The sequence below is a fragment of the Cellulosimicrobium sp. 4261 genome (assembly GCF_040546915.1).
Lineage (GTDB): Bacteria > Actinomycetota > Actinomycetes > Actinomycetales > Cellulomonadaceae > Cellulosimicrobium > Cellulosimicrobium cinnabarinum.
Genome location: NZ_JBEPOQ010000009.1, coordinates 56,829 through 77,773, shown reverse-complemented (window position 1 = coordinate 77,773; position 20,945 = coordinate 56,829). Strand labels below are relative to the sequence as shown.

The 20,945-nt window shown below is 74.7% G+C and carries 13 protein-coding genes; 7 read left to right on the top strand and 6 right to left on the bottom strand.

The genetic code is table 11. The features are described from left to right. The first annotated feature begins 111 nt into the window (after positions 1 to 111). Together ABIE39_RS18725 and ABIE39_RS12745 are read left to right on the top strand one after the other, a co-directional pair. Positions 112 to 1,062: a glycosyltransferase gene (locus ABIE39_RS18725; RefSeq protein WP_502914867.1), complete on the top strand. Its 951-nt coding sequence runs from the start codon at positions 112 to 114 to the stop codon at positions 1,060 to 1,062. Then, the gene (locus ABIE39_RS12745) at positions 1,059 to 2,237 is read left to right on the top strand and encodes a glycosyltransferase (protein ID WP_175008915.1); all 1,179 of its coding nucleotides are present in this window, start codon (positions 1,059 to 1,061) and stop codon (positions 2,235 to 2,237) included. The genes ABIE39_RS18725 and ABIE39_RS12745 overlap by 4 nt, the downstream gene beginning before the upstream one ends. On the opposite strand, the gene ABIE39_RS12740 is transcribed toward ABIE39_RS12745, so the two are convergent. From ABIE39_RS12740 to ABIE39_RS12725, 4 genes are read right to left on the bottom strand one after another with little or no spacing between them, the layout of a single operon-like run. After that, the gene (locus tag ABIE39_RS12740) at positions 2,168 to 3,181 is read right to left on the bottom strand and encodes a glycosyltransferase (protein ID WP_175008914.1); all 1,014 of its coding nucleotides are present in this window, start codon (positions 3,179 to 3,181) and stop codon (positions 2,168 to 2,170) included. The two genes, ABIE39_RS12745 and ABIE39_RS12740, sit on opposite strands and share 70 nt — an antisense overlap. Further along, the gene (locus ABIE39_RS12735) at positions 3,165 to 4,484 is read right to left on the bottom strand and encodes a phenylacetate--CoA ligase family protein (protein WP_209829487.1); all 1,320 of its coding nucleotides are present in this window, start codon (positions 4,482 to 4,484) and stop codon (positions 3,165 to 3,167) included. The genes ABIE39_RS12740 and ABIE39_RS12735 overlap by 17 nt, the downstream gene beginning before the upstream one ends. Further along, positions 4,481 to 5,521 (bottom strand): glycosyltransferase family protein, encoded by a 1,041-nt coding sequence (locus ABIE39_RS12730; RefSeq protein ID WP_354052022.1) that lies wholly within the window; start codon positions 5,519 to 5,521, stop codon positions 4,481 to 4,483. Before ABIE39_RS12730 ends, ABIE39_RS12735 begins: the two co-directional genes overlap by 4 nt. Beyond that, positions 5,518 to 6,279 (bottom strand): CDP-alcohol phosphatidyltransferase family protein, encoded by a 762-nt coding sequence (locus tag ABIE39_RS12725; RefSeq protein WP_354052020.1) that lies wholly within the window; start codon positions 6,277 to 6,279, stop codon positions 5,518 to 5,520. The genes ABIE39_RS12730 and ABIE39_RS12725 overlap by 4 nt, the downstream gene beginning before the upstream one ends. Positions 6,280 to 6,492: 213 nt before the next feature. Between ABIE39_RS12725 and ABIE39_RS12720 the strand changes: the two genes are divergently transcribed. The 3 genes from ABIE39_RS12720 (at position 6,493) to ABIE39_RS12710 (ending at position 12,643) form a co-directional block, all read left to right on the top strand. Beyond that, positions 6,493 to 7,464: a glycosyltransferase gene (locus ABIE39_RS12720; RefSeq protein ID WP_354052018.1), complete on the top strand. Its 972-nt coding sequence runs from the start codon at positions 6,493 to 6,495 to the stop codon at positions 7,462 to 7,464. After that, entirely contained in the window at positions 7,461 to 8,195 is a 735-nt protein-coding gene (locus ABIE39_RS12715; protein WP_354052016.1) for a hypothetical protein, read from the top strand. Before ABIE39_RS12720 ends, ABIE39_RS12715 begins: the two co-directional genes overlap by 4 nt. A gap of 128 nt (positions 8,196 to 8,323) precedes the next feature. Then, positions 8,324 to 12,643, top strand: a complete 4,320-nt coding sequence (locus tag ABIE39_RS12710) for a LamG-like jellyroll fold domain-containing protein (RefSeq protein ID WP_354052014.1) — start codon at positions 8,324 to 8,326, stop codon at positions 12,641 to 12,643. 61 nt (positions 12,644 to 12,704) lie between these two features. Here the strand turns inward: ABIE39_RS12710 and ABIE39_RS12705 are convergent, their stop codons facing one another. Both ABIE39_RS12705 and ABIE39_RS12700 read right to left on the bottom strand, forming a co-directional pair. Continuing rightward, the gene (locus ABIE39_RS12705; protein WP_354052012.1) at positions 12,705 to 14,009 is read right to left on the bottom strand and encodes a hypothetical protein; all 1,305 of its coding nucleotides are present in this window, start codon (positions 14,007 to 14,009) and stop codon (positions 12,705 to 12,707) included. Beyond that, positions 14,006 to 15,523: a tyrosine-protein kinase domain-containing protein gene (locus ABIE39_RS12700; protein WP_209829491.1), complete on the bottom strand. Its 1,518-nt coding sequence runs from the start codon at positions 15,521 to 15,523 to the stop codon at positions 14,006 to 14,008. The genes ABIE39_RS12705 and ABIE39_RS12700 overlap by 4 nt, the downstream gene beginning before the upstream one ends. 209 nt (positions 15,524 to 15,732) lie before the next feature. On the opposite strand from ABIE39_RS12700, the gene ABIE39_RS12695 reads away from it, so the two are divergent. Next, positions 15,733 to 17,076 carry a lipopolysaccharide biosynthesis protein gene (locus ABIE39_RS12695; RefSeq protein WP_255437194.1) on the top strand — a complete coding sequence of 448 codons (1,344 nt, stop codon included), beginning with the start codon at positions 15,733 to 15,735 and terminating at the stop codon, positions 17,074 to 17,076. A 110-nt stretch (positions 17,077 to 17,186) separates the two neighbouring features. Then, positions 17,187 to 20,939, top strand: a complete 3,753-nt coding sequence (mfd, locus tag ABIE39_RS12690) for a transcription-repair coupling factor (RefSeq protein WP_175008907.1) — start codon at positions 17,187 to 17,189, stop codon at positions 20,937 to 20,939. Positions 20,940 to 20,945: the final 6 nt, after the last annotated feature.

The following is a 20,945-nucleotide window of genomic DNA, read 5'->3' as shown; positions in this document are numbered from 1 at the left end:
CGTCGGGTCCTGTTCGACGCCTACTGGTGGGACCGGGGGCCGTTCTCGAACCGGTCGGTCCAGCGCGCGCTCATCCACCACTGGCACGAGCGGTTCCCGCAGGACGAGCTCGTGCTAGCCGTCCGCGGCGGGCAGGGCGCCGCGCCGTCCGACCTGCCGCCCGGCGCGCGGACGATCGGGACGCGCCTGTACCCGCACGCGCTGTCGAACACGGTCGAGCTCGGGCGGCTCGCGCGGACGGTCCACGCCGACGTCGTCGTCGCCCACAACTACACGCCGCTCGGGCGGGTCCCGGCGGTGACGTTCGTCCACGACGTGATGTTCCGCGACCACCCCGAGTGGTTCTCGCGGACCGAGCGCGCGTACTTCGCGCCGATGATCCCGCTCCTGCGCGCGGCGGACGCGGTCGCGACGTCGTCGCGCACGGAGGCGGACCGCATCGAGGGCCGCTCCGGCCGCCCGGTCACGCCCGTGGGTCTCGGCGTGCCGCGCGCCCTGACCGACGCCGTCCCGCGCCCGCCCGCGGGCGTCGACCCGGGGGTCCCGTTCGCGCTGTGCGTCGGGCGCCTCAACGTCCGCAAGAACCTCGAGGCCGTGCTGCGCGCCGTCCCGCTGTCCGGGCGGCTGGGGCCCGCGGCGCCCCTCCTGGTCGTCGGGGGGGCCGAGCACTCCGGCGTCGCCCCGGACCTCCCGCCCGGCACGGACGCGCTCCTCGCGAGCGGCGCGGTGCGGCTGCTCGGCGCGATCGACGACGCGGAGCTCGCGTGGCTCTACTCCCGCGCCGCCGTCACGGCGTTCCTGTCGCGCGACGAAGGCTTCGGGCTGCCCGTGCTCGAGGCGACGCACTTCGGCTCGCCGCTCGTGCTCGCCGACACCCCGGTCTTTCGTGAGCTCGCCGACGGCCTCGCACGCTTCGTCCCGCTCGATGCGCCGTCGCGCGACGTCGCGGCCGCGCTGGACGCCGCCTGGGGGACGACCCCGGACCCCGGGGCCCGCGAGCGGCTGCTGGCCCGGTACGAGTGGAACCGCGTGGTGGAACGGCTGCGCGGGCTCGTCCCGTGACGCGGCGCGCGGCAGCCCAGGGGACCGAGCGCCCCGCCGCGCGGGCGGCGGCACGGCCGCGCGTCGTCGTGCACCTCGCGCACGAGCAGGACCCGGTGGCCTGGCGCGCGCGGCACGCGGCGGGGGAGACCCTGGACCGCACGCCCTATGGCTACGACCTCGCCGCGGGGGCGTTCGACCTCGCCTGGAGCGTGTCCCACCGCGAGCGACCGGTCGTGGCCCGCGTCCGGCGCGCGCTCGCGGCGCGGCTCGGGACCGACGTCGTGCACGCGTGGCGCAACCGCGCGCTCCTGGGGAGCGCGGACGTCGTGTGGACGCACACCGAGCGCGAGCACCTCGCGGTCGGCCTCGTGCGCACGACCCTGCCGCGACGCCGCCGGCCCGCCGTCCTCGCACAGTCCGTCTGGCTCTGGGACCGGTGGGACGACCTCGGCCGCGCCCGCCGGCGCCTCTTCGCGGCCGTGCTGCGCGGGCACGCGGTCGAGGCGGTGCACAGCGACGTCAACCGGCGCGTGGCGCTGGACCGCGTCCCCGGTCGGCGGGTCGTCCTCGTCCCGTTCGGGACGGCGCCCGCGACCGGGGAGGGGCGCGCGGCCGGGAGCGCCGCGTCCGCGCCCGAGGTGCTGGCCGTGGGCAACGACCGCGACCGGGACTGGGCCGTGCTGCGCGCCGCGCTCGACCTGCTGCCCGGGGTGACCGCGCGCATCGCGTCGCGGTCGGCGGCGGCGGCCCGGGTCGCGGTCGCGGGCCGGGTCGACGTCGCGCCCGCGGCGGGCCGCGCCGAGCTCGCGCGGCTCTACGAGGGCTGCCGGGTCGTCGTCGTGCCGCTGCGCGAGAACCGGCACGCGTCCGGGGCGACGGCGTGCGTCGAGGCGATGGCGGCGGGCCGCGCGCTCGTCGTGACCGACGCGGGCGGGGTGCGCGACTACGTCGCCGGGACGCGGGCCCGGCTCGTCGCCCCGCACGACGCCGCCGCGCTCGCCGACGCGGTGCGGCACGCGCTGGGCCCGGGGGAGGCGACGAGCGCCGCCGACGTCCGGGCGCGGGGCCTGCGCCAGGAGGACTACGTCGCGCGGTACGTGCTGCTCACGCGCGCGCTCCTCGCTCAGGCGGAGATCCCCGCCGCGGTCTCGTCGTTCGAGCCGGTCGCCGAGGAGGCGGGGCTCGCGCCCTGAGCCGCCACGGCGTCGCGGGCGTACTGCCGGTGCAGGTGCCCGAACGCCCCGGCGACCATGCCCCGGCCCCGGTGGCTCGTGCGCAGGCCGCGCGCGTCGCTCTCCAGGTCGCCCGTCCAGCGGCCCCAGACGTGCCGCGCCGCGCCCGCGACGGTGCGCCCCGCGCCCCCGACGAGAGCGCGCGCCCGCACGAGCGCACGACGCGCGGGGCCGCGGGCGAGGCGGAGCTCGACCTGCACGGCGCCGTTGCCGCCGTTGAACGCGCGCCGCATGGCCCACGCCCGGGTCATGCGCTCGGCCGGGACGAGGTCCTCGGCCTCGGACTCGTTGCACCACACGATCCGGCCGCCCGCGGCGACGAGCGCGCGGGAGAAGAGCGTGTCCTCGCCCCCGGCGAGGCCGAGCGTGACGTCGAACCGGGTCCCGAGCGACCGCACCTGCCGCAGGTCCAGCAGGAGGTTGCCGCTCGCCGCGACGGGGATCTCGAGCCCCGTCGGGCGCGGACGACGGCGGAACACGCCGGTCGCGAGCAGCCACGGGTCGGGCTCGTGCGCGAACACGGAGATCACGCGGCCCATGACGGCGGCCGGCCGGCCCGTGTCGCGCCACGTGCCCACGAGGGCGGCGAGCCACCGCTCGCGCGGGCGCTCGTCGTCGTCGAGGAACGCGAGCAGGTCGGCGTCAGCCGCCTCGTCGAGCGCGCGGTCGCGCACGGCGGCGATGCCCGGGCGCGGCTCGACGACGTAGCGCACGGGCAGCGGGGCGTCCCGCACGACCTGCCGCGCCGACCCGGCGGGGTCGTTGTCCAGGACGAGCACCTCCACCCGGGCGCCCTCCACCTCGGCCACCCGCTCGGGCAGCCGCGCGAGGAGCCCGGCGAGCGTCGCGGGGCGCCGGAACGTCGGGACCGCGACGACCAGCCGGAGCTCAGGAGGGGGCGTCACTGCGGATGAACCTCATCTTCCCGCCCACCTGCGGGATGTGGTCGACGAGCTCGAGCGTCACCGGCACGAGCCCGCGCGTCGCGCGGCGCAGCGTCGCGAGGGCCCGCTCGATGTCGGCGCGCTCGTCGCTCGCCGGGATGCAGCGCAGCGTCACCGCGTAGTCACGTCCCTGCACGATCTCGAACTGGCGCACCGAGAGCGGCGCGTGGTCGAAGATGTGGCCCAGCGCGCCGGCGATGGTCGTCCCGTCCGGGAGCCGGACGGCGTCGGACGCCCGCCCCGAGACGGCGCCGAGCCGGGGCAGGGACCGCCCGCACGCGCACGTCTCGCGGTGGAGGCTGCTCACGTCGCCGAGGCGGTACCGCACCACGGGGAACACGCGGTTCGTCAGGTCGGTGACGACGACGTTGCCCTCCTGCCCGTCGGGGACCGGGCGGTCGTCGTCGTCGAGGATCTCGACGCGGCGCACGTCCCAGAACACGTGCATCCCCGACTGCTCGGCGCACTCGCCGGCGATCCACGGCACCTCGGCGCTGCGGTAGTGGTCGTAGACGGGGGCCCGGAGCGCCGTCGCGATCTCCGCACGGACGCCCGGGGCGAGCGGCGCGGCCGTGACCGCGACCGCGCGCGGCGGCGCGAGCTCGATGCCGAGCCGCCCGGTGCGCCGGACGAGCTCGAGCACGCCCCCGCCGTAGCCCAGCAGGAAGGGCGGCCGGAGCCGGTTCCAGCGGCGCGCGAACTCGGTGACCGTCTCGTCCGTGATGCGGAACGCGTCCAGCTGCACGCGGCGGCTCGGGAGCCACTGCAGGTCGTGGCGGACACGCGCGAGCCCCTCGAGCATGTGCCGGGTGATGATCCCGCGGTCCTCCCACGGCTCGACGCCCCACCACCGGAACAGGCGCCACTCGAGCGCGCGCGCCGGGAAGCGCAGGTCGCGCAGCACGTGCAGCGGGAGGCCCGTGCTGCCGCCCGTGCGCGACGTCGCCGAGGTGCGGTCCGTCGCCTCGTCGGTGCGGATCGTGTCGAAGTGCTCGCGCAGCGCGGGCTTGTCGACGAGGGGGAGCGCGTCGAGCACCGCGTCGTCGTGGAGGTCGGCGGCCGTGATCCCGGCGTCGCGGTAGAGGTCCCGGTAGAACGGGCTGTGCTCGGACGCGAACCGGGCGTGCCGCAGCGCGCGCTCGCGCGAGAGCTGCTCGAGCGCGGGCGCCGGGAGGGCGTCGTGCTGCACGAACGCGTCGAGCTGGGCCGTGCTGTCCCGGCCCACGACGGCGGTCTTGGCGCGGAACGCCGCCTCGGCGATCACGCGGCCCCCTCCTGCCCGGGGCGTCGGCGCGACCGCCGGCCCGCCAGGGCGGAGCGGTAGGCGCGGGCGTGCGCCGCCCCCGCGTCCGTCCACTCGCGGCGCGACAGGTCCGGCCGCGCGCCGTCCGGGATCGCGGCCGCCTCGGCGAGCGCCCCGACGAGGCGCTCGCCCGTGAGCCGGTCGTCGAACATGAGCACCCACTCGTCGCCCACCTCCTTCGCGAGGGCCTCGTTCACCGCGTTGCGCGGCACGAGGACCGGGCGGTCGAGCGACAGGGCGGCGAGCACGCTCCCGGAGTTGTGCATGAACCGGTACGCCAGCACCACGAGCTGCGAGCGCGAGGCGAGGGCGACGAGCTCGTCGTCCTGGAGGAAGCGCAGGGTCAGCTCGACGCCGGGCAGGTCCGCGGTCTCCGCGCGCAGCGAGGTCTCGAGCTCGGCCGACGACGGGCGCCCGCCGATCTCCAGGCTCAGGTCGTCGCGCAGGGCGCGCGCCTCGCGGTAGGCGCGCACGAGGTCGCCCACGCTCTTGTAGCGCCGCACGCCGCCGAAGTAGCCCGCCCGTCCCGGGACCTGCTCGTCCCGGGCGTACCGCGCGAACCAGTCGCGGTAGTGGCCGTGGAGGATCGTGGTGCGCGGTTGCTCCGGGGGCAGCTCGGTCGTCTCGTTGAGGACGATGCGGTGGTCCGTCGAGCGGTCGACGCGGACCAGCAGCCAGCGCGAGACGCGCGGGACGTCGGGCAGCTCGACGTTGTGGACCGTCCGCACGACGACCACGCGGCTCAGGCGGTGCCGCACGAGGATCGCGGCGACGAGCGCGTGCTTGGCAGCGGCCTTCCACCACGTGGTGCCCTCGAGCTTGCCCTCGGGCCAGTGCCAGTGGAAGACGTCGTAGCGGCCCACGATCGCCGTGCGCCAGTCGAAGCGCAGGTGCTCCACGGACGGCTCCGCCGCGAGCGCCGCGTCGAGCTGGGTGATGTACGGGTTCGTCGTCGGCCGCGGCGCGCGGAACGACTGCATCACCCGCACGGGCCTCACGAGGGCACCCCTGCCGTCGTCGTCGCGCTGCGTTCCAGGGCCTGGAGCGACCGGTACCACCGCACGGCCGCGACAGGGAGGACGAGCGCGTTGACGACGGCGAGCGCGGTGTACACGACGAGGAACGCGGAGGGGAGCCACAGCAGCGCGAACGAGAGGCACAGGAAGCCGTAGTCGGTCGGGAGCACCGCGAGCGTGTAGAGCGGGTGCTCGCGGAGCCGGCCGCCGGTCCCGTGGGCGGCCCCGCCCGGCGAGCCCTTCGCGCGGCGCACCAGGTCCACCGCGACGATCCCGAAGAAGAACGTGCTGCTCACGACGCAGAACGCGAGCGGCGCGACGAGCCAGCCCGCGTCGACGTCGTAGTACCGGAACCAGCAGACGAGCACGGCGAGGTGCAGCGCCACCGTCTTGAACGCGTCGAAGAAGTGGTCGAGCCACTCGCCCGCCGCGCTGCCCGACCGCGAGAGCCGCGCGAGCTGGCCGTCCGCGGAGTCCAGGGCGTACCCGAGGACGAGGAGCACGACGGCCGCGAGCGACGACGCGAGCGTCGGCCCGGCGAGCGCGATCGTGGCGATCCCGGCGAGCGTGGTCGCCGCGCTGACGAGCGTCACGGCGTCGGGCGTGAGGCCGAGCACGTACGCGCCGGCGGCCAGCGGGCGGCCGAGCGGGCGGTTGACGAAGCGCGAGTACGCGGCCGCGCCGCTCGAGGACTTCTGCGCGTCGTGCAGTCGCGTCATCGCCGCGCCGAACTCGGACATGGGCACCTCGCGAAAGAGACGGGGGAGCTTCTGGGAAGCGGCGGCGACGGATTGTCTGCCCGCCCCCGACCGTGCCGAGAATCGTATCCAGGCGAGGCTGGGTGAACAGCGGGTGAGGTTGTATCTCGCCCGGGTGAATTCCGGCGTCACGGCCGCGCGGCGGGCTTAGGATCGCCGCGACGGCCGACGTGCCAGGACCTGGAGGTGACGACCGTGGACGACGTCTCGGACGCCTCCGGCGACCTCGCGATCGTGGTCGTGAGCTACGGCTCCGCCGCCCTCCTGGAGCGCAACCTCGGCGCGCGCGGCGAGGTCGGGGAGGCGCGCGTGCTCGTCGTCGACAACCGGTCGACGACGGCGGAGCGCGAGCGGGTCTCGCGCCTGGCGGACGAGCGCGGCTGGGACCTGCTCGCCCCGGCGGAGAACCTGGGCTTCGGCGGCGGCGCCAACCTGGGGATGCGCGCGGCGTTCGACGCCGGCGCGGACGAGGTGCTCCTGCTCAACCCCGACGCGACGATCGCCGCGACCGACGTCCGGACGCTGCGGGCGGCCGTCGAGGACGACCGCCTGCTCCTCGTCTCCCCGGTCGTCCTCACGCCTGCGGGGCGCCGCTGGTTCGGGGGCCTCGACGTCTACCTCGACGACGGCACGTTCCGCGCGCCGTCGCGCCGTGACGAGCACCCCGGCGCCGCGCGCGTGGAGTGGCTCAGCGGCGCGTGCCTGCTCGTCACCCGGGAGGTCTGGGAGCGCACGGGCGGGTTCGACGACGCCTACTTCCTCTACTGGGAGGACGTCGACCTGTCCTACCGCCTGCAGCGCGCGGGCGGCCGGGTCGCCGTCGTCGAGGACGCCGTCGCGGTCCACGACGAGGGTGGGACCCACCGCGACGGCCGGCAGCGGCCGGAGGCCAAGTCGGAGACGTACTACTACTACAACATCCGCAACCGGATGCTGTTCGCCGCGCAGCACCTCGACGAGGTGTCCGTGCGGCGCTGGCGGCGCAGCGCGCCGGGCAACGCCCGCGCGGTCCTGCGGCGCGGCGGTCGGCGCCAGTTCCTGCGGCCGGTCGTCCCGCTGCGGGCGGCCTGGCGCGGGCTGCGCGACGGCCGGCGGGCGGCCCGGCAGGGCGCCGCGACGGCGGACCGGCGCGAGCCGGCACGGAGCACGACCGGAGGCGGACGATGAACACGGAGAACGACGGAGCCCCCGAGGGTGGCGCCACCCGGGCACGGCGGCCCTCCCGCCGCGTCGTCGCGGTGATCGGGGCAGCGGTCGCTCTCGCGGTCGCCGTCACCCTGGTCGTGCTGCAGCCGTGGCGGTCCGACGGCGACGAGTCCCCGGGCGGGACGGTCACGCCCGCGCCGGTCGCCTCCCCGGAGGCGAGCGGCGACGCCTCGGCCGACGCGACGCCGTCGGACGGCACGGACGCCGCGGACGGCGCGGACGCGGCGGGCGGCGACGGGACCGCCGGGACGGCCGGGGCCGACGGGGCGGACCCCGCCGTCGTGCCCGTGGCCCCCGAGCTGGAGCCGGCCGCGCCGGACCAGACGGTCCAGGCGCCCGACGGCGTGACCGTGCGGCTCGCGCAGGTCGAGCACGTCGAGGGGGAGGCCGTGGCCGCGGGCGAGACCTCGGGTCCGGCCGTCCGCCTCACCGTCGAGGTGACGAACGGGACCGACGCCCCGCTGGACCTCTCCTACGCCGTGGTCAACGCCTACACGGGCGAGGACCGCGCGCCGGCCGGGCGCCTCGTGCAGCCCGGCGGCCAGCCCTTCGAGGGCGAGCTCGCCCCGGGCGAGAGCGGGACGGGCGTCGTCCTGTTCTCCATCCCCGACGCCGACCGCGACGACGTCACCGTCGCGGTGGAGTACGCGCCGGGCACGTCGACCGTGGTGTTTCGCGGCGATCTGTCCTGACCCGCGCGGGAAGGGGCGGTAAATTTCGCCCGCTCGCGCCGTTCTGCGGCCGGTTCACCGGCGCTACAGTCACAACGTCCGGCTGATGGACCGGCATTTCCGCGGGTCCGCGACGAAGAGAGTCACCCATGAAAAACAATGATGTGAGTCGGACGGTCGTCCAGGGCTCTCTTCGGGGCGCGCCGCCGGGACGACGACGCGTCGTCGGCCGGGTCGCCGGGCTGACCGTCGCCGCCCTCGTGGCGACGGCGCTGGTCGCCCCGTCGGCCGGTGCGGTCGAGACCGCGGCGCCCGTCGCGGCCCCCGCCGCCGTCGCGCCCGACGCGCCGGTGGCCGCGGCCGCCACCCCGGCCGACGCGACCGTCCCGGTCACGGCCGACCCTCTGCCCACGACCCAGATCGACGGGATCGTCTGGGCGCAGACCATCGTCGGCGGACGCGCGTACGCCGGCGGCCAGTTCACCTCGGCGCGCCCCGCGGGTGCGGCGGCCGGGACGGGGGAGACCCCGCGCGCGAACATCCTGCGGTACGACGTCGAGACCGGTGTGCTCGACGGGTCCTGGAACCCGGGCACGAACGGCCGCGTCCTCGCGATCTCGTCGTCGCCGGACGGCAAGCGGCTCTACGTCGCGGGCGCGTTCACCGAGATCGCCGGCCAGACGCGGTACCGCCTCGCGGCGTTCGACACCGCGACCGGGGCGCTCGTCTCGAGCTGGAACCCGGGCACGAACTCCACGGTCTACGACATCAAGGCGACGAACTCCACGGTCTACATCACCGGCGAGTTCTCCAACGTCAACAACACCGCGCGCGCCCGCATCGCCGCGCTGGACGCGTCCACGGGCGCGCTGCTCGGCTTCGCGCCGGAGCTCGCCGGCGGGTACGGCGGCCGCGCGATCGAGATCTCGCCCGACGGCGCCAAGGTGGTCGTCGCGGGCTCGTTCACGAGCACCAACGGGTCGACGAACCCGGGCCGCGGCATGGCGGCCCTCGACGCGACGACGGGCACCGTGCTCCCGTGGGCCGTCAACTCCGTGATCCGCAACGGCGGCGACAACGCCGCGATCTACTCGCTCGCGTCCGACGGCGACAGCGTCTACGGCTCGGGCTACGACTTCGGCGGCAGCAAGACGGACGACGACTTCGAGGGCTCGTTCCGCGCGAGCTGGTCCGACGGGTCGCTCGTCTGGATGGAGGACTGCCACGGCGACACGTACTCCGTGTACCCGGCCGGCGACTCCGTCTACGTCGCGACCCACGCGCACTACTGCGGCAACATCGGCGAGTTCCCGCAGACGGACCCCTGGACGGTGAACCACTCGCTGGCCTTCGCCAAGGAGCCGTCGGACCGCAAGATCACCCCGGACATCTGGGGCTACCGCAGCTTCACGGGCCAGACGGCGGGCAAGCTGCTGCACTGGTACCCGACGTGGAGCACGGGCAGCGCGTCCGGGATCTCGCAGGCCGGGTGGGACATCACGGCCAACGACAAGTACGTCGTGTACGGAGGCGAGTTCACGCGCGTCGCCGGGGCGCGGCAGCAGGGCCTGGTTCGGTTCGCGCGGCGCGACGTCGCCCCGACGAAGATCGGCCCGACGATCCAGGGCGGGCAGTACGTCATCTCGACGCGGTCCCTCGTCAGCGGGAGCGCCCGCGTCTCCTGGCCGGCGAACATCGACCAGGACAACGCCGAGCTGACCTACGAGCTGTACCGCCGCGGCACGACCGCCCCGATCTCCACGCAGAAGGCGTCGTCCACGTACTGGGTGCGCCCGACCATGGGCTACACCGACTCCGGCCTCGCGCCGGGCAGCACGGTCGAGTACCGCGTCAAGGTGATCGACGGCGACGGCAACTCCACGGTCTCGAACTGGACACCGGTCACGATCGCGGCGCAGGGGTCGAGCACGGCCTACAACGACTCGGTGCTCGGCGACTCGCCGGTGAGCTACTGGCCGATGAACGAGGCGAGCGGGAGCAGCGCGACCGACTGGGCCTCGCTGTCCGACCTCGCGCTCACGAACGGCACGACGCGCGGCGTCGACGGCAAGGACGTCCCGCCGACGGCGAAGGCGACGCGATTCTCGGGCGCCAACGGCGTCTCCGGGAGCACCCCGACCGCGACCACCGGACCGCAGCGGTTCTCCGTCGAGGCCTGGTTCCGCACGACCTCGACGTCGGGCGGCAAGATCGTCGGCTTCGGCAACGCCAAGACCGGCACGTCGTCGAGCTACGACCGGCACATCTACATGAACAACTCGGGGCGCCTGACGTTCGGCGTCCACCCGGGGATGGTCCGCGAGATCACGACCGCCGGCTCGTACAACGACGGCGCGTGGCACCACGTGGTCGGCACGCTCGACGGCTCCGGCATGACCTTCTGGGTCGACGGCGTCAAGGCGGGTCAGCGCAGCGACACGACGTCGGCGCAGTCCTACTCGGGCTACTGGCGCGTCGGTGGGGACAGCCAGTCGGGCTGGCCGAACAGCGGAAGCTCGAACTTCTTCAACGGCACCATCTCCGACGTCGCCGTGTACGACCGTGCGCTCACCCGCGGCGAGGTCGCCGACCACTGGACGGCGAGCGGCCGTCCCGCGGCCGGGGCCACCGCGCCGCAGGACGCGTACGGCCAGGCGGTCTACTCGCTCGAGCCGACGCTGTACTGGCGGCTCGGCGAGTCCTCGGGCTCGGTCGCGAAGGACTCCGGCCCCGACGCGTCCGACGGTTCGTACTCCGGCCCTGTGACGAAGTCGCAGACCGGTGCGCTCACGGGCGTCACGGACACGGCGGTGCGCTTCCAGCCGACGAAGAACATCTTCGGCACCTGGAACGGCGGGCTGGTCGCGAGCCAGCGCAGCTACGCCAACCCGACGGTGTACTCGGTCGAGACCTGGTTCAAGACCGACACCACGACGGGCGGGAAGCTCATCGGGTTCGGCAGCAGCCGGACGGGCACGAGCTCCAACTACGACCGCCATGTGTACATGTCGGCGGACGGCAAGGTGAAGTTCGGCGCGTACGACGGCGCGCAGCAGGTGCTCAGCACCACGGGCTCGTACCGGGACAACGCCTGGCACCACGTCGTGGCGACGCAGTCGAGCGAGGGCATGCGGCTCTACCTCGACGGCGAGCTGGTCGGGTCGAACGACAAGGCCGTGCCGGAGAACACCACCGGCTACTGGCGGCTCGGCGGCGACAACGGCTGGGAGGGCGACACGTACTGGAAGGGCTACCTCGACGAGGCGGCCGTCTACCCGGTCGCGCTCACGGCCGCCCAGGTGAAGCAGCACTACCAGCTGGGCTCCGGCACCACGCCGAACGTCCCGCCGCAGGCGGTCGTGACGGCGCAGGCCGACGGCCTCACGGTGTCGGTCGACGGGTCGGGCTCGAGCGACCCGGACGGCACGCTGACCGGGTACGCGTGGGACTTCGGTGACGGCGCGACCGGCACCGGGGCGACGGCGACCCACACCTACGACGCGCCGGGGACGTACACGATCACGCTCGACGTGACCGACGACCGCGGGGCGACGGCCACGGCGACGACCTCGGTGCAGGTGCTCGCGCCGAACGTGGAGCCGCAGGCGGCGTTCACGGCCTCCGCGACGGACCTCACCGTCGCGGTGGACGGCTCGTCGTCGAGCGACCCGGACGGCACGATCGCGTCGTACGCGTGGAGCTTCGGCGACGACGCGACGGCGGAGGGCGCCACGGCCTCGCACACCTACGCGCAGGCCGGGACGTACACGGTCACGCTCACGGTGACGGACGACCGCGGGGGCACGTCCTCCGCGTCGCACGACGTCGTGGCGACCGCGCCGGCGGAGAACGTGGTCGCTCGCGACACGTTCGACCGCGCGGTGACCTCCGGCTGGGGCACGACGACGTCGGGCGCGGCGTGGTCCGCGCTCGGCGGCGCCGCCGCCTTCTCGGTCGCGGACTCGGCCGGCACGCTGGCGATGTCGCCCTCCTGGACGCGCGAGGCGCGCCTGGCGGGGGTCTCGGAGTCGCGGGCCCGCACCGAGACGACGTTCTGGGCGGACGTCGCGTCGGTGGGCGGGACGACGTCGGTCACCCTCATCGGGCGGCAGGTCGGGACGAGCACGTACTCCGCGCGCGTCCGGCTCGAGCCCAACGGGCTCATGCGGCTCTACCTGCTCCGGGACGAGACGCTCCTCGGGAACCAGCTGCTCCCCGTGACGTACGCACCCGGTGCGCGGTACACGGTGTCGCTCTCGGCGGTCGGGACGTCCCCGACGACGCTCTCCGCCAAGGTGTGGCCCACGGCGGCCGGCCCGGCGCAGGCGTGGCACCTCGAGGCGACCGACACCACGGCGGCGCTCCAGGCGCCCGGCACGGTGAGCATCAAGGTGGCCGTGAGCTCGGTGTCCACCAACCCGACGACGCGCGTGTCGTTCGACGACGTCAAGGTGGTGCGCGAGCCGTAGGCCCCGCGTCCCGCACGTCCGCCGGTGCCCCCGGGTCCTCGACCCGGGGGCACCGGCGTGCTCAGGGGGAGCCGACCGGGACGGTGCTGCCGCGGTCGGGCAGCGTGTACGGGGTCGCGATCGCCACGCCGAGCATGAGGACGGTGGCGGACACCGAGTAGAACGGGCTGAAGAGCAGGTCCCACGCGCACGACAGCGCGAGGTAGAGCAGGAGAGCGGACGCCGCGTTGCGGCCGAGGTCGGCCAGCGTGCCGCGCCAGACGACGACGACGCACACGACGGCGAACAGCATGCCGGCGAGCCCGAACCGGATCCACTGGTCGCCGAGCACGGAGTGCACCTCGAAGCCGGACCCGAAGAGGTACTTCTCCACGTAGCCGTTGTTCGGGTCGTAGTTGAGCCGCGCCATCCCGGTCTTGGCGGTGAGCAGGTCCTCGAGGTTGGGCACGGCGCCCGCGCCGTACCCCCAGGGCCTCGCCGCCACGAGCGCGGTCGCGGCGCCCATCTCGGGCCGCCCGCCCGTGAAGACGGAGCCCGACGTCTGGATCTGCATCTCGGTGCGCTGCTGCGCGTCCGCGCCGAGGTAGCCGTCGAGCACGAGGGTCTGCATCCCGAGGAAGACGACGAGCGCGAGCACGCCGAGCTGCGTCGCGACGCGCACCCCGCCGGACCGTACGCGCAGGCCCGTGCGCATCGCCTGCCAGGCGACGAGGAGAGCGACCATGAGCATCGTGGTCGCGGCCGACCGCGAGTCGTTGACGGCGGAGACCCCGGCGAGCGCGAGGGCCGCGACGACCTGGAGCCCGCGCGACCGCGTGCTGAGGCACAGCGCGAGCACGAGCACGGTCACGGGCATGCCGAACGTGTACTTCCAGGGGTTGTCGGCGCCCCCCGTCCGGAGCACGGCCGCGGCGAGCGCACCGACCCCGAAGAGGACCGCGACGGTCGACGTCTCGAGGACGGCGCGGCACCACAGGAGCACGCCGGCGCCGAGGACGAGCGCGGAGAGGGTGATGAGGCCGTCGCGCAGGGCCAGCGAGGACAGCACGCGGTCCGGGGCGGAGAGCTCGGTGAGCAGGACGCCGCTGAGCAGCGCGAGGACGCCGAGCCCCACGAACCACCGGCCGGGACGGGACCGGCGCACGACGGGGAGCCACACGGGGAGCAGCACGAGCCCGACGACGAGCGCCGGGGTGATCCCCGCGACGATCGGGATCCAGGCGCCGCAGGCGAGCGCTGCCGCGCCGGCCGCGATCCGCGTCGCGACGTCGGACACCCCGGGCAGCGGTGCCGCCGCGGGGACGGCTCCGGCCTCTGCCCCGGCCCCGGCCCGTGCTCCGGCGCCGGGCTCGGCTCGCGCCGTCATGGCCGCGTGCGGCGGTCCGCGTCCTCGACGGCGCGCGTCTCCGCGGCGCCCCGGGCCGCCGGCGCGTCCCCGGCCGACGGCGCGTCCCCGGTCGCCGCAGCCTCCCCGGTCGCCGCAGCGGCCCGGACGTCCGGGGACCCGGGCTCGCGCGTGAACGCGCCGGGGACGCCGACCCGGGAGTCGTTGACGTAGTAGGCGCTGCGCCCGCGCGGCTTGACGTCGTTGAGCACGATGCCGATGACGTCGGCCTCGCCCCGCTCGAACTTGTCGACCGTCTGGCGCAGCCGCGAGATGCGGGTCTTGCGCGCCCGGGCGACGACGAGCACGCCGTCAACCGCGCGCGAGAGCCAGAGCGGGTCGCTCAGCGGGAGGATCGGCGCGGTGTCGATCACGACGTAGTCGTAGTGCGTGCGCAGGTCGCCGATCACGGCGACGAGCCGCTCGGAGGACAGCAGCACTCCGGGGTTCGCGGGCAGGACGCCGCTCGGCAGCACGAAGAGGTTGGGGCGCGTCCAGGGGAGCACGATGTCCTCCTGGGCCACGTCGCCGACGAGCAGGTTCGTCAGGCCGACCGACCCCTCCAGCCCGGTGACGCGCGCGATCGAGGGCCGGCGCAGGTCGGCGTCGACGAGGAGCACGCTGCTCCCGTCCTCGGCGAGCGAGAGCGCGAGGCTGATCGCGATCGAGCTCTTGCCCTCGCCCGCGTCGCCGGACGAGACCATGAGCACGCGGCGGCCGTGGTCGACGTCGGCGAAGCGGACGTTGGCGACGAGCGTGCGCACGCTCTCGGACGGGCGGCTCCCCGGCCCGGCGGCGACGACCGCGGGCAGCGACGTGCGCGACGGCACCTTGACGACCTCGCCGAGGAACGGCACGCCGAGCATCGACTGGATCGACGACGAGCTGACGACACGACGCGCGAGCAGCTCGCGCAGGACGGCGTACGTCACGCCGACGGCGAGCCCGGCGGCGAGGCCGACCATCATGAGCAGGCGCGTGTTGGGCGCGATGGGGTTCACCGGCTGGCGGGCGGGGGCGATCGTCGTGATCCGCACCGCCGACGAGCGGTCGGCCAGCTGCGGCGACAGCTCGGGGACGGCCAGCGCGAGCTGGTCGCTGATGCCGTCGGCGATCTCGCGCGCGCGGTCGGGCGAGGTGTCGCTCACCGCGATCTCGATGACGACCGTGTTGAGCGGCGTGTTCACGCTGACGCTGCGGGCCAGGCGGGCGGGCGTGGTGTCGAGCCCCAGGTCGTCGATCACGGGCTCGAGCACGTACGGCGACTGCGCGAGCACCGCGTACGACGCGACGAGGTTCTGCACGTAGTTCGAGCCCTGCACGAGCTCCGCGGCGTTCTCGCCCTGCTCGGGCACGACCATCACGGACGCCGACGACTGGTAGACCTTCGGTTCCGAGCGGGCGTAGCCGAACCCGGCGACCGCCCCCAGGACGGCGCACACGGCGACCACGATCCAGTGGCGCAGCACCGCGGTCACGTACTCGCGCAGCGTCATCTCTCGCCCTCCGTGGCCGGTCGGCACCGTCGGCGACGGGCCCTGCCGTCCACCGTAGTCGGGCGCACCGGACGGTCGCCGCAGGTCGGGCGGGATTCACCCTCCCGCGGCGGTCGGATCTCGTGGAGAAGGTCCTAAGATCGTGAATTCCGGGCAGCGGTCCGGCGCTCGGGCCTGCGGGCGACGCACCGGGAGCACGAGGAGGACGAGTGGGCCTCTGGCGTTCGGTGACCGGGACGGCCGGCGCCAAGGTCGCCGTGATGGGCCTGGCGGGCCTGCTCGGGATCGTCACCAGCCGCCTGATCATCGAGCACTTCGGCGTCGCGTCGTACGCCCAGTACGGGCTGCTCAACGGGCTGCGCAACCTTCTGCCGTTCGCCGACCTGGGCATCGGCGCGGTCGTCATCAACGCCATCGCGGAGGCGTCGTCCCCGCGCGAGTCGGAGCGCGTGCACCGGACGCTGACGACGGCGCTGCGCGTCCTCACCGTGTCGGGCCTGACGATCGCGGCCGTGTGCGTGGCGATCCAGCTCCTCGGGTGGTGGCCACTCCTGCTCGGCGACGGCCTCGTCGCGGGCGGCGACGTCGTCGCGACCCTGTGCCTCGTCGTGTTCGGGCTCTCGCTCCCGCTCGGGATCGGCATCCGGGTCCTCATCGGGCTCAAGCAGAACGTGCTCCAGACGTTCCTCCAGGGCATCGTGTCGCCGCTCTTCTTCGTCGGCGTCGTCGTGCTCGTCCTCGTGGGCAAGGGGCAGGGCGGCGACTACGTCGCGCTCGTCTCCTACGTCGCGGCCGGGCTCGCGTCGGCCATCACGGTGAGCGTGGCCGCGCGTCTGCTGGCACCCCAGGTCGGCCGGGCGTTCCGCGACGTCCCGCGGCGCCGGGCGGTGCCCGGGGTCCCGGTGGCGGCGGTCGCGGTGCCGATGCTCGTGCAGTCCGTCGCGATGCCCGTGGCGATGCAGAGCGACCGGCTCCTCCTGTCCCACCTGTCCACGACGCAGGCGCTCGCGCAGTACACGTTCGCGACCCAGCTCTTCGGGCTCGTCATGCAGGCGATCATCGCGGCGGGGGTCAGCATGTGGCCCTACTTCGCGCAGGCGCGGGCGCGCGACGAGGTGATGAGCCCGTTCCGGATCTCGCTCGCGTTCCTCGCCGGAGGCGTGCTGCTGTCCGCGGTGCTCGCGCTGTGCCTGCCGTTCCTCCAGGACGTCGTGGCCGACGGCAAGATCACCGTGCCCCTCGCGCTCGTCCTCGGCTACTGCGCGCTCGTGGCGGTCCAGGCGCTCAACTACCCGCCGGGCATGTACATGACCGACGAGCGCGGCCTGCGCTTCCAGGTCGTCCCCGTCCTGCTCATGACCGTGAGCAACGTGGCGCTCTCGTGGGTGCTCATCGAGCCGCTGGGCGCGGCCGGGCCGGTCGTCGGGTCGGCGGTCGCGATCTTCGTCTTCCAGGTGGTGCCGAACTCGATCTGGGTCGCCCGGGACCTGCGCGCCCGACGGCGGGCCGCGGCGGCCGGTCGCTCGGAGGAGGCCCCGGTGGCAGGGGCCTGACGCAGGACCGCGCGCGGAACGATGTGGGTCCACGCGCGTAGTGTGGACGCCGGACCCGATCGCCCGCCCCGGTCGGGACCGTCGTCGTGCCCTCTCCTCGAAGGACCCCCATGAACCTCACCGGCATCCTGCCCGCGCTGCTCGCCGACCAGGCCGCGGCGGCCGCGGTCGAGCACGTGCGCGCACGCGGCGAGGCCGACGTCGTCGGCCCGGCCGGCGTCCGCCCGCCGCTCCTCGCGGCGATGGCGGGGGCGCGCGCGACGGGGCCGGTGCCGGACGGCGAGGCCCCGGCGGCCGACGCCCGGGCCGGCCAGGCGTGGGCCACCGGCTCGCGGCCGCTCGTCGTGGTCACCGCGACGGGCCGCGACGCCGACGAGCTGGCCGCGAGCGTGCGCGCCTACCTGCCGGACGAGCTCGGCGACGTCGTCGCGGTGCTGCCGAGCTGGGAGACCCTGCCGCACGAGCGCCTGAGCCCGCGCGCGGACACGGTCGCCAAGCGCATCGCGGTGTTCCGCCGCCTCGCGCACCCGGACCCGGAGGTCGGGCCGTCCGGTCCCGTCCGGGTGCTCGTCCTGCCCGTCCGGGCGCTCCTGCAGCCCGTCGTGGACGGTCTGGGGGACCTCGAGCCGGTCGCGCTGCACGCGGGCACGACCGCGGACCTCACGGACGTCGCGGAGCGGCTCGTCGCGGCGGCGTACACGCGCGTGGACATGGTCGAGCGGCGCGGCGAGTTCGCGGTCCGCGGCGGCATCCTCGACATCTTCCCGCCCACGGAGGACCACCCGCTGCGCGTGGAGTTCTGGGGCGACGAGGTGTCGGAGATCCGCTGGTTCGCGGTCGCGGACCAGCGCAGCCTGGAGATCGCCGAGCACGGGCTGTGGGCGCCGCCGTGCCGCGAGATCCTGCTCACGGACTCGGTGCGGGCGCGCGCCGCCGCGCTCGTGGAGGACCTGCCGGGCGCGACGGAGATGCTCGACCGGCTCGCGGCGGGCGTCGCCGTCGAGGGCATGGAGTCCCTCGCGCCGGTGCTCGTGGACCGCATGGTCCCGGTGCTGGAGCTCGTGCCCGACGACGCGCTCCTCGTCGTGGACGACGCCGAGCGCGTGCGCCGTCGCGCCCACGACCTGGTGGCGACGACGGAGGAGTTCCTCGCCGCGGCCTGGACGGGTGCGGTGGCGGGCGGCAAGGCGCCGGTGGACCTGTCCGCGGCGTCGTTCGAGACGTTCTCCGAGGTGCGCGCGGTCGCGCAGCGCCGCGGGCTGGGCTGGTGGACGCTGTCGTCGTTCGCGCTCGACAACCCCGACCTGGACGTCCCGCCGGACGCCGACGGGAGCACGGGCGGGAGCACCGCCGCGGCGAGCGACGGCGCGGGCACGACGGCCGCCCACGTCGGCGAGAGCGCCGACGGCGTGCCGACCTTCACGCTCGGCGCGCGCGACGTCGAGTCCTATCGCGGCGACGTGGCGCGCGCGCTCGACGACGTGCGCGGCCTGCAGCACGCGGGCTGGCGGCTCGTGCTCACGACGGAGGGCCACGGGCCGGCCAAGCGCATGGTCGAGCAGCTCGGCGCGGCGGACACGCCCGCGCGCCTCGTGCCGCGGCTCGACGACGAGCCGGAGGGCGGCATCGTCCTCGTCACCCCGGCGATGGTCGGCAAGGGCTTCGTCGCGCCGGGGCTGCGCCTCGCCGTCTTCTCCGAGGCCGACCTCACGGGCCGCGCCGGCACGAGCACGCGCGACATGCGCAAGATGCCCAGCCGGCGTCGCAACGTCGTCGACCCGCTCCAGCTCAAGGCGGGCGACTTCGTCGTGCACGAGCAGCACGGCGTGGGCCGCTTCGTCGAGCTCGTGCAGCGCACGCTCGGCACGGGCGGCAACGCCGCGACGCGCGAGTACCTCGTGATCGAGTACGCGTCGAGCAAGCGCGGCCAGCCGGGCGACCGCCTGTTCGTGCCCATGGACCAGCTCGACCAGGTCACGAAGTACACGGGCGGCGAGGCGCCGAGCCTCAACAAGATGGGCGGGTCGGACTGGGCCAAGACGAAGTCCCGCGCGCGCAAGCACGTCAAGGAGATCGCGGGCGAGCTCATCCGCCTGTACTCGGCCCGCATGGCGACGCAGGGCCACGCGTTCGGCCCGGACACGCCGTGGCAGCGCGAGCTCGAGGACGCGTTCGCGTACGTCGAGACGCCCGACCAGCTCGCGACGATCGACGAGGTCAAGGCCGACATGGAGAAGACGGTCCCCATGGACCGGCTCGTGTGCGGCGACGTCGGCTACGGCAAGACGGAGATCGCGATCCGCGCGGCGTTCAAGGCCGTCCAGGACGGCAAGCAGGTCGCGGTGCTCGTGCCCACGACGCTGCTCGTGCAGCAGCACCTCGAGACGTTCTCCGAGCGGTACGCGGGCTTCCCCGTGACGGTCAAGGCGCTCTCGCGCTTCCAGACCCCCAAGGAGTCCGAGGAGGTCGTGGACGGGCTGGCCCAGGGCACCGTGGACGTCGTCATCGGCACCCACCGCCTCATCACGGGCAGCGTGCGGTTCAAGGACCTGGGCCTCGTCATCATCGACGAGGAGCAGCGGTTCGGCGTCGAGCACAAGGAGACGCTCAAGCAGCTGCGGACCAACGTGGACGTGCTCGCCATGTCCGCGACCCCGATCCCGCGCACGCTCGAGATGGCCGTCACGGGCATCCGCGAGATGTCGACGCTCGCGACCCCGCCGGAGGAGCGGCACCCCGTCCTCACGTACGTCGGGGCGTACGAGGAGAAGCAGATCGCCGCCGCGCTGCGCCGCGAGCTCCTGCGCGAGGGCCAGGTGTTCTACGTGCACAACAAGGTCGAGACGATCGAGCGCACCGCGTCGCGGCTGCGCGAGCTCGTCCCCGAGGCCCGCGTGGGCGTCGCGCACGGCAAGATGAACGAGCACCAGCTCGACCAGGTGATCCGGGCGTTCTGGGAGAAGGAGCTCGACGTCCTCGTCTGCACGACGATCATCGAGACGGGCCTCGACATCTCCAACGCGAACACGCTCATCCTCGAGCGCGCGGACATGCTCGGGCTGTCCCAGCTCCACCAGCTCCGGGGCCGCGTGGGCCGTGGGCGCGAGCGCGCGTACGCGTACTTCCTGTACCCGCCCGAGCGGCCCCTCACCGAGACCGCGCACGACCGCCTCGCCACGATCGCGGCCCACACCGACCTCGGCGCGGGCATGCAGGTCGCGATGAAGGACCTCGAGATCCGCGGCGCGGGCAACCTGCTCGGCGGGGAGCAGTCCGGGCACATCGCGGGCGTCGGGTTCGACCTGTACGTGCGCATGGTGGGGGAGGCCGTGGCGAACTACCGCGGCGACGGGCCCGAGGAGCAGCCGGAGGTGTCGATCGAGCTCCCGGTCGACGCGCACCTGCCGGAGTCCTACATCGCGACCGAGCGCCTGCGGCTCGAGGCGTACAAGAAGATCGCCGCCGCGGCCGACGCGCCGGAGCTCGCCGAGGTGCGGGCCGAGCTCGTCGACCGCTACGGCGCGCTCCCGGACGTCGCGTCCGCGCTGTTCGACGTCGCGGACTTCCGCAACCACGCCCGCCGGGCAGGGCTCACGGACGTCACGGCGCAGGGCAAGTTCATCCGGTTCGCGCCGGTCGACCTCCCCGAGTCGGCGCAGCTGCGGCTCAAGCGCCTCTACCCGGGCACGCTGCTCAAGCCCGCGATCCGCGCGATCCTCGTGCCGTACCCGACGACGGCGCGCATCGGCGGCCGCCCGCTGCGCGGTGCGGAGGTCCTCGGGTGGGCGCGCCAGCTCATCGACGCCGTGGTGCTCGGCGAGGTGAGCGCGGCCGCGACGGTGGGGACGTCGTCGGCCCGCTGACGCGCG